This is a genomic window from Streptomyces sp. NPDC014734 (assembly GCF_043083325.1).
Taxonomy (GTDB): domain Bacteria; phylum Actinomycetota; class Actinomycetes; order Streptomycetales; family Streptomycetaceae; genus Streptomyces.
This window is the reverse complement of sequence record NZ_JBIBYN010000001.1, coordinates 548953-562042: the sequence shown is the minus strand read 5'-3', so window position 1 is coordinate 562042 and position 13090 is coordinate 548953. Positions and strand designations below refer to the sequence as shown.

Genomic DNA, 13090 nt, shown 5'->3' with positions numbered 1-13090 from the left:
CCTCATGACCACCCTGATATCCACCACGGACACCCTCACCCGCGACGCGCTCGCCGTCCTGCAGCCCGGGTTCACCGGCACCACCGCCCCGGACTGGGTGCTGCGCCGGGTCGACGAGGGACTCGCCTCCGTCGCGCTGTTCGGCCGCAACATCCGTACGGCCGAGCAGGTCACCGCGCTTACCGCCCAGCTCAGGGCCGAGCGTGACGACCTCCTCGTGGCCATCGACGAGGAGGGTGGTGACGTCACCCGGCTGGAGGTCCGCACCGGCTCCTCCTTCCCCGGCAACCTCGCGCTCGGGTACGTCGACGACGTGGAGCTGACCCGCGGGGTCGCCCGGGAACTGGGCCGCCGGCTCGCCGAGTGCGGCGTCAACCTCAACTGGGCGCCGTCCGCCGACGTCAACTCCAACCCGGACAACCCGATCATCGGCGTACGTGCCTTCGGCGCCGACACCGGGCTGGTGGCCCGGCACACCGCCGCGTACATCGAGGGAATGCAGAGCTCCGGGGTCGCCGCCTGCACCAAGCACTTCCCCGGGCACGGCGACACCGCGATCGACTCGCACCACGCGATGCCGCGCATCGACGTGGACCTGGAGACCCTGCACGCCCGCGAGCTCGTGCCGTTCCGGGCGGCCGTCGCGGCGGGCTCCAAGTGCGTGATGAGCGCGCACATCCTGCTGCCCGCGCTCGACCCGGAGCGCCCCGGGACCGTGAGCCCGCTGATCCTCACCGGTCTGCTCCGCGAGGAGCTGGGCTTCGACGGCCTGATCGTCACCGACGCCGTCGAGATGCAGGCCATCGCCGGGACGTACGGCATCGAGCGCGGTTCCGTCCTCGCCATCGCCGCGGGTGCCGACGCCCTGTGCGTCGGCGGCGGCCTGGAGGACGACGGCACCGTGCTGCGGCTGCGCGACGCGCTGGTCTCGGCGGTGCGCAGCGGCGAACTCGCCGAGGAGCGGCTCGCGGACGCGGCGGCCCGGGTGCGTGCCCTCGCGTCGTGGGCGCAGGGGGCCAGGGGGACCGGTTCGGAGCCGGGTGCGGCAGCGCAGGAGGGGACCGCGCCCGGCACCGGAATCGGTTCCGACATCGGTCTGGTCGCCGCCCGTCGCGCGGTGGAGGCGACCGGCTCCGCCGAGCCGCTGACCGCCCCGGCGTACGTCGCCGCGTTCACCTCCGCGTCGAACATCGCGGTCGGCAACGAGACCCCGTGGGGTGTGCTCGCCGAGCTGGCCCGGCTGGTCCCGGGCACGGAGGGCGACACCTACAGCGACGAGACCGAGGCACCCGTGGACGCCGTGCTGGCGGCGGCGGGGGAGCGGCGCATCGTCGTGGCCGTCCGCGACGCCCACCGCCACGCCTGGATGGCCGAGGCGCTCGACGCCCTGGTCGCCCGGCGCCCCGACACGGTCGTCGTCGAGATGGGCGTCCCGCAGGCTCCCGCCCGCGGCGGTCTGCACATCGCCACCCACGGCGCCGCCCGCGTCTGCGGTCTGGCGGCCGCGGAGCTCATCGTGCGGGGGACGCCCGCCCGGCAGGGCTGACCCGCGCCACCACCGGCCCCGACGCCCGGTGACCGTCCCCGCGGACGGTCACCGGGCGTCGTCCGTCCGGCCCGGCGGGACGGGGCGCGCGCCCACGACATCGCGGCCACGACGCGCGGGAGGCCCGGAACACCCACCTCGGGTGTTCCGGGCCTCCTCGTCGGTTTCGGCCTTCCGGAGGGCCTACAGCCCCTGCCACGACGGCTTCGCCGCGTACGTGGCGCGGAAGTAGTCCGCCAGCTTCAGCTTGGACGCCGCGGCCTCGTCGACCACCACCGTCGCGTGCGGATGCAGCTGGAGCGCCGAGGCGGGCACGATCGAGGCCACCGGCCCCTCGACCGTCTGCGCCACGGCGTCCGCCTTGCCCTCGCCGGTGGCGAGCAGGATCGGGTGGCGGGAGTCCAGGATGGTGCCGATGCCCTGGGTGATGACGTGGTGCGGCACCTGCGAGATGTCGTCGAAGAAGCGCGCGTTGTCGATCCGGGTCTGCTCGGTGAGCGTCTTGATCCGGGTGCGGGAGGCGAGCGAGGAGCACGGCTCGTTGAAGCCGATGTGCCCGTCGGTACCGATGCCGAGGAGCTGGAGGTCGACGCCCCCGGCCTCGGCGAGCGCCCTGTCGTACGCCTCGCAGGCGGCCGGGATGTCCTCGGCGGCGCCGTCGGGGCCCATGAAGGACGCCTCGGACAGACCGAGCGGTTCGATGACCTCGCGCAGCACCACGGAGCGGTAGGACTCGGGGTGGCCGGCGGGCAGTCCGACGTACTCGTCGAGCTGGCACACGCGGGCGCGCGAGGCGTCCACGGCGCCGGAGCGGACCTTGTCCGCCAGCGCCCGGTAGATGGGCAGCGGGGTAGAGCCGGTGGCAACGCCGAGAAGGGCGTCGGGCTTGCGGCTCAGCAGAGCGGCGATGGCCTCTGCGATGAGTTCGCCGCCTGCCTTGGCGTCCGGGACGATGACAACTTCCACGCGGGGCCTGCCGATCTGAAGAGTTGAATCAGGTGGTATAGACCATTCAAAGTCCAATCTAGCAGAAGCGGGTGAGGGCCCGGGGGCAAGAGGGGGAAGGGAGCGCGCGGCGCCCCGGGGCCCGGAAACACCCGCGGGCCGCGGTGCCGGAACGGGACCCTCAGCCCGTCCGGCGCCGCGGCCCGGAATGGGACCGGCCCATCGGGCGGTCCGCCCGGCCGACGGTGTGCGGTGCCCCCGGCCGGAGGAGGCGCCTGCGCGGTCAGGGCAGAGAGTGCGGACGCCTCGATCCGCCCTCCTGTGCGGGGAGAGCGGAAGCTCTGTCCTGAGCATTGTGGACTAGACCATTCCTCCGTGTCCATCCGTCGGCGCACCGCAATTCCGCGGGCCCGTTCCCTTTCACGCGGGGCCGGCCCGTCCGGTTCGAGGCCGTGGCCCGTACGCGGGTACGCTCGCACACGTGCCCTCCATGAACGACCTCGTCCGCCAGCACACAGCCCTCGGTGACACCGACCTGGAGTGGCTGCATCTGCTGGTCTCGGAGTGGCAGTTGCTCTCCGACCTGTCCTTCGCGGATCTCGTGCTGTGGGTGCCCACCCGCGACGGCACCCGCTACGTGTCCGTGGCCCAGATGCGGCCCAACACCGGCCCGACGTCCTACCAGGACGACATGGTGGGCCACCTGGTGCCGCGCGGTCGCCGTCCGATGCTCGACGTGGCGCTGGACGAGGGCCGGATCGTGCGCGAGGGCGATCCGGAGTGGCGCGAGGAGGTTCCGGTGCGGGTGGAGTCGATCCCCGTGCGCCGGGAGGGCCGGGTCCTGGGCGTGATCGCCCGCAACACCAACCTGCTGACCGTCCGCACGCCGTCCCGGCTGGAGCTCACCTACCTCCAGTCGGCCTCCGACCTCGCCCAGATGATCGCCGCCGGGGCGTTCCCCTTTCCCGGGCAGCAGGTCGACATGGACGCCTCGCCCCGGGTCGGCGACGGGCTGTTGCGGCTCGACGCCGACGGGGTCGTCCAGTACGCCAGCCCCAACGGCCTCTCCGCGTACCACCGCCTCGGCCTCGCCTCCGATCTGGTCGGCCAGCACCTGGGGTCGATCACCGCCGAACTCGCCCCGTCCCGGGGCCCGGTGGACGAGGCCCTGGTCAAACTGGCCAGCGGTTACGCGCCGCGTGAGTTCGAGGTCGAGTGCGCGGGCGGGGTGATCCAGCTCCGTGCGATCCCGCTCAAGCCGAAGGGGGTCCGGATCGGCTCCCTGGTCCTTCTCCGGGACGTCACCGAACTACGCCGCCGTGAACGTGAGTTGATCACCAAGGACGCCACCATCCGGGAGATCCACCACCGGGTGAAGAACAACCTCCAGACCGTGGCCGCCCTGTTGCGGCTCCAGGCCCGCCGGATGGACTCGGTGCGGGGCCGCGAGGCACTCAACGAGGCGGTGCGGCGCGTCGGTTCGATCGCCATCGTTCATGAGACGCTGTCCCAGAATCTGGACGAGCGGGTGGAGTTCGACGAGATCGCCGACCGGGTCATCGCGATGGTCGCCGAGATCTCCCCGGGCAAGGTCGTCTGCCGCCGCACGGGACGCTTCGGCATTCTCGATGCCGAGGTGGCCACCCCGCTGGCGATGGTCCTCACCGAGGTTGTGCAGAACGCGCTGGAACACGCCTTCACCCTTGCCGAACGCGGCACCGTGGACGTGTCGGCGGTGCGCGGCGGGACCTCCGCCGAACAGCGGTTGCTGATCACGGTCCAGGACGACGGGTGCGGTCTGCCCGAGGGGTTCGACCCGCAGAGCGCCGGCAATCTGGGGCTCCAGATCGTGCGGACGCTGGTGGAAGGGGAGCTCGGCGGGACGTTCGGCATGATCCCGGCACCGGAGCGCGGCACGCAGGTCGTCCTCGACATCCCGGTTCGAGCCGAGAAGTAGCATTCCGGTCCGAGCCGAGAAGCGGCATTCCGGTCCGAGCCGAGAAACAGTGCGAGCGCCGGAGCGCACACCCGGCGCGGGACCGGCAGCGCGCACAGCAGTGGGCCCGGACCGTGAATCACGGTCCGGGCCCACTGTTCATGCATGCGCTTGGGGGGTACTGCGCGCTGCGACTCGGGGGGCGGGGTGATGCGTACGCGCTGTACGCGCCGCCTGGCTGAGGCTCGTAGCGGTGGCGTCGGATCAGGCGCTGGCGTTGCGCGCCCGGTTGCGAGCGGCGCGGCGCTTCATTGCGCGGCGCTCGTCCTCGCTGAGGCCACCCCAGACACCGGAGTCCTGACCGGACTCGAGCGCCCACTGCAGGCACTGCTCCATGACGGGGCAGCGACGGCAGACGGCCTTGGCTTCCTCGATCTGCAGCAGCGCAGGACCGGTGTTGCCGATGGGGAAGAACAGCTCGGGGTCTTCCTCACGACAAACGGCGTTGTGACGCCAGTCCATGGCTGCTACCTCTCCTTGGTATTGCAAACAGTGCTTGTGAATGTGAACGCTTTCACGAATCCCCCCGCGGCTAAACGGGCCGACTCCCAGATGAACTGGTTGTGGTCCTGTGAAGTGAGGAGGGGTTCTGGCTCTCAGTGGAGGCTGTTGTTTCTGCCGTCCCGATCGCCATGTAGAGATTCGCAAACCTCAGCGGCGGATACAACCCCTTCCGGAAAGTTTTTTTTGATTCCTCGGTGTCGACTAGGTCACAGCCGTACTTCTATGGGGTGGATCGCAGCCCAAACGTTCGAGTTAAAGGACTTTGGACTCTTCTACTCACACAATCACACGCAGTGCACGGCGTACGCCTGTGAACGTCACACTCGTACGCACTCCCAGATGGTCGCCGTCCATCTGGAAAGGCAGCGGTGCCTTTGAATGCAAGGTGAAGTCCGTGAGGTCGTGGAGCGACACGGCGTGCTTGCCGCGCGGGCCCTTTTCGGGGCTCGACGTGAGCAGCTGGGTGCCGTAACGGGCGACCGCCGAAGTGGAGAGCCGCTTCAGGCCGAGCACGTCCAGGCCGGTGTCGAAGGAGGCCGCGGGCGACGCGTACATCGGCCGGTTCCCCAGGTAGGTCCAGGGGGCCGTGTTGGAGATTATGGACAGCGCGAGATCGGTGACCGGCTCGTGTCCGGGCGCCTCCAGGGTCATCGCCCCGTGCCTGCGGTGCGGTTCCTCCAGGAACTGCCGGACCACCTGACGCACGTAGAGCGCGTGCGTCGACCGCTTGCCGCGTTCGCGCTTCTGCTCGACCCGGCCGACCACGCCCGCGTCGAATCCGAGCCCCGCGCAGAACGTGAACCAGCGCTCGGGAACGGATTCGTCCTCGGTGCCCGGGGTGCCGGCCGCGAGGCCGAGGCCCACGGTGCGCTCGGTGCGGTTGGCGAGCGCGTCCAGGATCGCGCCGGTCGCCTCGACCGCGTCGTTCGGCAGGCCCAGGGCGCGTGCGAAGACGTTGGTGGAGCCGCCGGGGACCACCGCGAGGCGGGGCAGGACGTCCAGGTCGGGGCCGTTGTGGAGCAGGCCGTTGACGACCTCGTTGACCGTTCCGTCGCCGCCCAGGGAGACCACCAGGTCGATTTCCCCGGAGTCCGCCGCCTGGCGGCCGAGGTCCCGGGCGTGCCCCCGGTACTCCGTGGTCACGGCCTCCAGCTTCATCTCGCTGGCCAGGGCGTGGATGAGGACATCACGGGTCCGCGCACTGGTGGTGGTAGCAGCTGGATTGACCACGAGAAGTGCGCGCATGACCGCCAGAGTACCTACCCGGTGGTATCGCCAAGAAGTCCTTCCCCATGGCCTTTACGCTCCGTGACGGCCCGGGTGCGGTGGGGCGGGCGCGGTTCCGTGTCCCCGTGTCGTTCGCCACCCCGGCTTCGCCTTCAGGGGGTGGGGATGCCAGTCTGCAAGGGTGAGTACTCAGCAGAACGCCCCCGACTCGTCGGCCCCGTCGTCGTCCTCACCGCCGGTCGAACCGGCGAAGCCGAGCAGGATCACCCTGGTGGCGGGGCTCACCGCCCTGGAGGGGGCGGCGCTCGTCGTCGGGGGGCTCTACATGCTGGTGATGGGGCTGCTCGGGCGCCCCGAGAGCCCGCAGCAGGCGGAGACGGGCGGCCTCACCCTGATCGCGCTGGGCCTGATCCCGCTGATCGCCGCGCGGGGGCTGCTGCTGCGGCGCAGTTGGAGCCGCGGCCCCGCCCTCATCACGCAGATCATCGCGCTCCCGGTGGCCTGGACGCTGCTGCGGTCCCACGGTGTGCTGATCCCGGCCGGGATCGTGCTCGCCGCGGTGGTCGTGACCGCGTTCTACCAGTTGGTCAGGCCGACGACGATCGAGGAGCTCGGCATCCGCCGCCCCGGGACCACGACCCCGGACGCCTGACGGGCCCGGCCCGGACCCCGGTGGCACCGCGAGGCGCCACCGGGACCGCGGGCCGCCGCGCCGCTCTCTCCTGCCCGGTTCCGGGTGACGTCTCCCCGGTCCCGCCCGCGGCACGAGCCGGGCGGCCCACTACTCCTCGACGAGCAGCCGTTCGCGCAGCTGGGCCAGGGTGCGGGCCAGCAGGCGCGAGACGTGCATCTGCGAGATGCCGACCTCCTGCGCGATCTGCGACTGGGTCATGTTGCCGAAGAAGCGCAGCAGCAGGATCCGCTTCTCGCGCGGTGGCAGGTCCTCCAGCAGGGGCTTGAGGGACTCCCGGTACTCGACCCCCTCCAGCGCCTCGTCCTCGGAGCCCAGCGTGTCCGCGACCGCCGGGGACTCGTCGTCGGTGTCCGGCACGTCCAGCGAGAGCGTGCTGTACGCGTTGGCCGATTCCAGGCCCTCCAGCACCTCCTCCTCGGAGATGCCCAGGCGCTCCGCCAGTTCGTGCACGGTCGGCGAGCGGCCGTGCAGCTGGGAGAGTTCGGCGGTCGCCGTGGTGAGCGACAGCCGCAGTTCCTGGAGGCGGCGCGGCACCCGGACCGCCCAGCCCTTGTCGCGGAAGTGGCGCTTGATCTCGCCGACGACCGTGGGGGTCGCGTACGTCGAGAACTCGACGCCGCGGTCCGGGTCGAACCGGTCCACCGACTTGATCAGCCCGATCGTGGCGACCTGGGTCAGGTCGTCCAGCGGTTCGCCCCGGTTGCGGAACCGGCGGGCCAGGTGCTCCACCAGCGGCAGGTGCATCCGCACCAGCCGATTGCGCAGCTCCGCCCGCTCGGGCGACCCGTCGGGGAGGTCGCGCAGCTCGATGAAGAGCGCCCGCGCGCCGCTGCGGTCGTGTGGATCGTGGTGCCCGTGCTCGCTCATCTGGCCTGCCCGTTCCGCCTGCGACTGCTCCATCGCGACCGTACGGCCCGCAGGCCCGTCCGCCCCGTCCTCCGGATGGGGCAGGGCCTGCTGTTCCGGGATGCCTGCCGTACGCACCACCCCGGGTCGGATCGTCTCGTCCCGCACCGGACCGTCCCCGTTTCCGTCGCTCACGCCGGCCCGGGTCCCGCGCCGCGCTGCTTGTAGAGACTGATGCTGACCGTTCGGTCGTCGGCCACCGAGGAGTCGACCTTCCCGGCCAGTGCGGAGAGCACCGTCCAGGCGAAGGTGTCGCGCTCCGGCGCCCGGCCGTCCGTCGTCGGGGCCGACACGGTCACCTCAAGAGAATCCTCGATGAGCCGGAAGACGCAGCTGAGGACGGAGCCGGGCACGGCCTGCTGGAGCAGGATCGCGCAGGCCTCGTCGACCGCGATGCGAAGATCCTCGATCTCGTCGAGCGTGAAGTCCAAGCGCGCCGCGAGACCGGCCGTGGCCGTACGCAGCACCGACAGGTAGGCACCCGCAGCCGGCAGCCGGACCTCTACGAAGTCCTGATTCCCGGGCTCGCCTGCGATCTGGGACACCCTCACCTCCAAGGTGGCACAAACTCTTCCGAGGATCCGGGAAGGGCACCCCGGAGCCATGTGGTACGTCTTCGGTTCTGGTCCGGCGACGCTATCGCGATCCATGATGCCGTGTCCCCGGACGTCCGGGGTCTGCCGACGGATCAAGGTCGGGCAGGCCCCAGCCCATGGCTGTCACTCATGGTAAGTCAGTGACCACACACGGTGGCTAGGGGTCTGCGGCGATCAATTACGGACAACGGGCGCCGGGTTGACGTACCCAGGTGTCAGACGATCGAACCGTCCTCGTAGCACCATCGCCAGCTCTCGCCCGGTTCGAAGCTGCGCATCACCGGGTGACCGGTCTCCTCGAAGTGCGCCGTGGCGTGCCGCAGCGGTGACGAATCGCAGCAACCGACGTGGCCGCAGACCAGACACAGCCGCAGATGCACCGGTCGCACCCCCGCCGCGACGCACTCGGGGCAGGTCGTGTCGAGCGGGCCCGGTTCGGGGCGCGGCAGCACGAGCACATGCGGGCATTCACTCATGATGGTCAGGTTACGAGCCGGGGAGCGGGAACGGGCGCGCTCGCGACGCCCTGTGACCGCGCCTCCCGCGTTGTCGCCGGTCGAGAGGTTGCCCGCGTTCCCGGCTTCGCCCGCACAGGGGAGGACCCATTCGGCCTCACCCTCCTCCGGCCCGGACCCGAAGCCTCAGGACGCCACTCGCCGCTCCACCCCCTGTTGCCCCCCAGCCCGTCACGACGGATGCGAGGATCATGAGATGGACGCATTGCCGCTGGTGGGACTGGTCGCGGCCAGTGCCGCCGTCGCGGGCGCGGCCCGCCGCGTGCCGGTGCCGGCGCCGCTGCTGCTGGTCGCGGCCGGGCTCGTCGCCTCGTACCTGCCCGGGGTGCCGACGTACACCCTGGACGCGCACATCGTGCTCCCGCTGCTGCTGCCGCCGCTGCTGCACACGGCGGCCGTCGACAGCTCGTACCTCGACCTGCGGGCCAATCTCCGCCCGGTCGCGCTGCTCTCCGTCGGTTACACCCTCTTCGCGACCGTGATGGTCGGCTGGCTGGCGTACCGCCTGGTGCCCGACCTGCCGCTCACCGCCGCGCTGGTGCTGGGGGCCGTCGTCGCCCCGCCGGACGCGGTCACGGCCGCCGCGATCGCCCGGCGGGTCGGGCTGCCCGGCCGCGTCACGACGATCCTCCAGGGCGAGTCCCTGGTGAACGACGCCACCGCGATCACGGCCTACAAGGTGGCCCTCGCCGCCGCCGTCGGCGAGGGCATGAGCTGGGGCGCGGGCATCGGCGACTTCCTCCTGGCCGCGGTCGGCGGGGTCGTGGTCGGCCTGGTGCTGATGGTGCCGCTGCACTGGCTCCGTACGCACCTGAGGGAGCCCCTGCTGCAGAACACGCTGTCGCTGCTGATCCCCTTCGTGGCGTACGCGGCGGCCGAACGCGTCCAGGCCTCGGGGGTGCTCGCCGTGGTCGTCGTCGGGCTCTACCTGGGGCACCGTGCCTGGCAGGTCGACTTCGCGACCCGGCTCCAGGAGGCGGCCGTCTGGCGGATGGTCGCGTTCGTCCTGGAGTCCGCGGTGTTCGCGCTGATCGGCCTCCAGCTGCCCCTGGTGCTGAAGGGGCTCGGCGCGTACGCGGTGGCGGACGCCCTGTGGTACGCGGTGGCGGTGTTCCTCGCCGTCGTCGTGGTCCGCTTCGTCTGGGTCTTCCCGGCGACGTACCTGCCCCGGTGGCTGTCGGCACGGATCAGGCGGCGCGAGCCCGACACCGACTGGAAGGCACCGCTGATCGTCGGCTGGGCCGGCATGCGCGGCGTCGTCTCGCTCGCCATCGCGTTCTCCATCCCCCTGCTCACCGCCGACGGCCGGCCGTTCCCGGCCCGCAACCTCGTGCTGTTCCTCACCTTCACCACCGTCATCGCCACCCTCGTCGTCCAGGGGCTCAGCCTGCCGCCGCTGGTGCGTGTGCTGAAGCTCCCGGGGCGCGACGCGACGGCGCAGACACTTGCCGAGGCCCAGGCGCAGAGCGAGGCGTCCACCGCCGCCGAGGCGCGCCTGGAGGAGTTGCTCGCCGACCCGCGCAACACCCTGCCGGAGCCGCTCACCGACCGCCTGCGCACGGTCCTGGAACGCCGCCGCAACGCCGTGTGGGAGCGGCTCGGCGCCGCCAATCCGGTGACCGGGGAGTCGGCGGACGAAACCTACCGGCGCCTGGCCGGGGAGATGATCGACGCCGAGCGCGAGGTCTTCGTACGGCTCCGGGACGAGCGGCGGATCGACGACGAGATGCTGCGCGACCTGCTCAGACGCCTCGATCTGGAGGAGGCGGCGGCCTACCGCGAGGAGTCGGACGCGCCGTGAGCGGGGCCGGTCAGGGGCGGCCCGTGACGACGGCCGCGACCGCCGTCCCCGCAGGGAACGCGCCCTCCGCGGCGAGCGCGGTGAGCGCGAACAGGAGCTTGGCCACGTAGAGCCGCTCGACGGCCAGCCCGTGCCGCTGCTCGAAGTCGTCCGCGAAGGCGTGCAGCTCCGGGGAGGTACGGGCGTAGCCGCCGAAGTGGAAGCGCTCGTCCAGGGACCACGACCCGGTGGGCCCGCCGAACGCGTCCCGTTGCAGTTCCCGCACCGCGTCGCCGAGGAAGCCGCCGCGCAGCACCGGGACACCGAGCGCCCGCTGCCCCGGCGCCAGACCGGCGGCCAGGCCGGCGAGGGTGCCGCCGGTCCCGCAGGCCACCGCGGCCACGTCGGCCCGGTCGCGCAACTCCCGGCCCAGCTCCGCACAGCCCCGCACGGCCGCGGTGTTGCTGCCGCCCTCCGGGACGACGCAGCAGTCGCCGAAGGTGCTCAGCAGGCCCTCCAGAACCTCCGGCTCGTTCTTCGCGCGGTACGTCGTACGGTCCACGAAGCGCAGGGTCATCCCGTCGGCGGCGCACCGCGCGAGCGAGGGGTTGAGCGGGCGGTCGGCGAGTTCCTCGCCCCGGACCACCCCGATGGTGCGGAATCCGAGCAGCCGCCCGGCGGCGGCGGTGGCCCGCAGGTGGTTGGAGTACGCCCCGCCGAAGGTCAGCACGGTGCGTCCGGCGGCGGCCCGCAGATTGGGTGCGAGTTTCCGCCATTTGTTGCCCGGGACGTCGGGGTGGATCAGGTCGTCCCGCTTCAGCAGGAGCCGGACGCCGTGGCGGTCGAACCGCTCGTCCCGCACCTCCTCCAGCGGGGAGGGAAGCCGGGGCGCGAGCAGTGCTTCGGGGGACGGGGGCCGGTTCACCCGTCCATTGGACCAGGCCCGCGGGGCCGTGTGCCGGACCGGGTTCCGGTCCGGTCCGGGCACGGCCGGTTCCGCGGAGGGGAGAGGCTCTCAGTCCTGGCCGAGCCAGAGGTCGGGGCCGAACACCTCGTAGTGGATGTCGCAGGCCGGAACCCCCTTGGCCAGCAACTGGGTGCGCACGGCGCGCATGAAGGGCAGCGGGCCGCAGAGGTAGGCGTGGGTACCGGGGACGACCGGGAGGTCGGTGAGGTCGACCAGGCCGGTGCGGTCGGCCGGGTGGCCCGGCTCCGGGTGCTCGTACCAGAAGTGGGCTCCGGCGTCGGGGAGCTTGCCGGTGAGCGCCGCGTGGTCGGTGCGCATCGCGTGGTCGGCGGGGGAGCGGTCGCCGTGCACGACGGTGACCGGCGCGCGGTGGCCGGTCGTGGCGAGGTGCTCCAGCATCGAGAGCATCGGGGTGCAGCCGATGCCCGCGGAGGCGAGCAGCAGCGGGGCGTCGGCGGAGTCGAGCACGAGATCGCCGTACGGTGCGGAGACGCGCAGCCGGTCGCCGGCCCCGATCTCGGCGTGCAGATGGCGGGAGACCTCGCCGTCCGGCGAGCCGCCGCCGTGCACTCGCTTGACGGTGATCGAGCGCAGCGGGGACCCCGGGGCGCCGGAGAGGCTGTACTGGCGTATCTGGTGGGCCCCGTCGGGGAGCTCGACCTGCACGGAGACGTACTGGCCGGGACGGAAGACGGGGGCGGGCGCATCGTCTGCGGGGCGGAGCCGGAAGGTCGCCACGTCGGCCGTCTCCTCGATCCGGGAGACCACGTCCCACTCGCGCCACACGTCGCCGGCGACGACGCCCTGCTGGGCGTACAGCCGTTCCTCGATCGAGATCAGGGCACCGGCCATCAGCCAGTAGACCTCGTCCCAGGCGGCGGCGACCTCGGGGGTGACCGCGTCGCCGAGCACCTCGGCGATGGCGGCGAACAGATGGGTGTGGACGATCTTGTACTGGTCGGCGGTGACGCCGAGCGAGGCGTGCTTGTGGGCTATGCGGCCGAGCATCACGTCGGGGCGGGTGTCCGGGTGCTCGACCAGGTGGGTCGCGAACGCGGCTATGGAGCCCGCGAGGGCCTGGCGCTGGGCGCCGGACGACTGGTTGCCGCGGTTGAAGAGGTCGCGCAGCAGCTCCGGGTGGGCGTCGAAGAGCTTGCGGTAGAAGAGATCGGCGATGTCCCCGATGGCCGCTCCCACGGCGGGGAGAGTGGCACGGACGGTGGTGGTCGACGTCTCGGAGAGCATCGGTGACTCCTTGGTTTCTCGGGTGTCTGGCTTTCTCGGGAATCTGAATTGGTATTTCAGATTCGTATTTTTGGGCGAGATGAACCCGGGCAGGGGTGCCCGGTCGTGGGGGAGGGTGCGGCTCGGATCGGGCCGGTGTTTGGCCGCTACGGGCCGACTCGGTCCATCG

General features: G+C 71.7%; 12 protein-coding genes. 4 read left to right on the top strand and 8 right to left on the bottom strand.

Annotated features, from left to right (window positions below; translation table 11 throughout):
* Positions 1-4 precede the first annotated feature (4 nt).
* Positions 5-1546 (top strand): glycoside hydrolase family 3 protein, encoded by a 1542-nt coding sequence (locus ACF1CT_RS02440; RefSeq protein ID WP_391781869.1) that lies wholly within the window; start codon positions 5-7, stop codon positions 1544-1546.
* A gap of 183 nt (positions 1547-1729) precedes the next feature.
* On the opposite strand, the gene nagB is transcribed toward ACF1CT_RS02440, so the two are convergent.
* On the bottom strand, positions 1730-2512 hold the full coding sequence (nagB, locus tag ACF1CT_RS02435; protein WP_391781868.1) for a glucosamine-6-phosphate deaminase: 783 nt from the start codon (positions 2510-2512) through the stop codon (positions 1730-1732).
* A gap of 469 nt (positions 2513-2981) precedes the next feature.
* On the opposite strand from nagB, the gene ACF1CT_RS02430 reads away from it, so the two are divergent.
* On the top strand, positions 2982-4448 hold the full coding sequence (locus ACF1CT_RS02430) for a histidine kinase N-terminal domain-containing protein (protein ID WP_391782168.1): 1467 nt from the start codon (positions 2982-2984) through the stop codon (positions 4446-4448).
* Between the two features lie 243 nt (positions 4449-4691).
* Here the strand turns inward: ACF1CT_RS02430 and ACF1CT_RS02425 are convergent, their stop codons facing one another.
* Both ACF1CT_RS02425 and ACF1CT_RS02420 read right to left on the bottom strand, forming a co-directional pair.
* Positions 4692-4949, bottom strand: a complete 258-nt coding sequence (locus ACF1CT_RS02425) for a WhiB family transcriptional regulator (protein WP_003953983.1) — start codon at positions 4947-4949, stop codon at positions 4692-4694.
* A 318-nt stretch (positions 4950-5267) separates the two neighbouring features.
* Positions 5268-6236, bottom strand: coding sequence for a diacylglycerol/lipid kinase family protein (locus tag ACF1CT_RS02420; protein WP_391781867.1), 969 nt, complete (start codon positions 6234-6236; stop codon positions 5268-5270).
* Positions 6237-6489: 253 nt separating this feature from the next.
* Here ACF1CT_RS02420 and ACF1CT_RS02415 point away from each other — a divergent pair, with 253 nt between their 5' ends.
* Positions 6490-6870, top strand: a complete 381-nt coding sequence (locus tag ACF1CT_RS02415) for a hypothetical protein (RefSeq protein ID WP_391782167.1) — start codon at positions 6490-6492, stop codon at positions 6868-6870.
* Positions 6871-6999: 129 nt separating this feature from the next.
* On the opposite strand, the gene ACF1CT_RS02410 is transcribed toward ACF1CT_RS02415, so the two are convergent.
* The 3 genes from ACF1CT_RS02410 to ACF1CT_RS02400 form a co-directional block, all read right to left on the bottom strand.
* Positions 7000-7926, bottom strand: a complete 927-nt coding sequence (locus tag ACF1CT_RS02410; RefSeq protein WP_391782166.1) for an RNA polymerase sigma factor SigF — start codon at positions 7924-7926, stop codon at positions 7000-7002.
* Positions 7927-7949: 23 nt separating this feature from the next.
* Positions 7950-8363, bottom strand: coding sequence for an anti-sigma regulatory factor (locus ACF1CT_RS02405; RefSeq protein WP_073781878.1), 414 nt, complete (start codon positions 8361-8363; stop codon positions 7950-7952).
* A gap of 266 nt (positions 8364-8629) precedes the next feature.
* Positions 8630-8890 (bottom strand): UBP-type zinc finger domain-containing protein, encoded by a 261-nt coding sequence (locus ACF1CT_RS02400; protein WP_391781866.1) that lies wholly within the window; start codon positions 8888-8890, stop codon positions 8630-8632.
* Between the two features lie 235 nt (positions 8891-9125).
* Here ACF1CT_RS02400 and ACF1CT_RS02395 point away from each other — a divergent pair, with 235 nt between their 5' ends.
* The gene (locus ACF1CT_RS02395; RefSeq protein WP_391781865.1) at positions 9126-10730 is read left to right on the top strand and encodes a Na+/H+ antiporter; all 1605 of its coding nucleotides are present in this window, start codon (positions 9126-9128) and stop codon (positions 10728-10730) included.
* A 10-nt stretch (positions 10731-10740) separates the two neighbouring features.
* On the opposite strand, the gene ACF1CT_RS02390 is transcribed toward ACF1CT_RS02395, so the two are convergent.
* Entirely contained in the window at positions 10741-11634 is an 894-nt protein-coding gene (locus tag ACF1CT_RS02390; protein WP_391781864.1) for a 1-aminocyclopropane-1-carboxylate deaminase/D-cysteine desulfhydrase, read from the bottom strand.
* Positions 11635-11724: 90 nt separating this feature from the next.
* A complete protein-coding gene (locus tag ACF1CT_RS02385; RefSeq protein ID WP_391781863.1) occupies positions 11725-12921 on the bottom strand; it encodes a globin domain-containing protein in 1197 nt (398 codons plus the stop codon).
* Between the last annotated feature and the right edge of the window lie 169 nt (positions 12922-13090).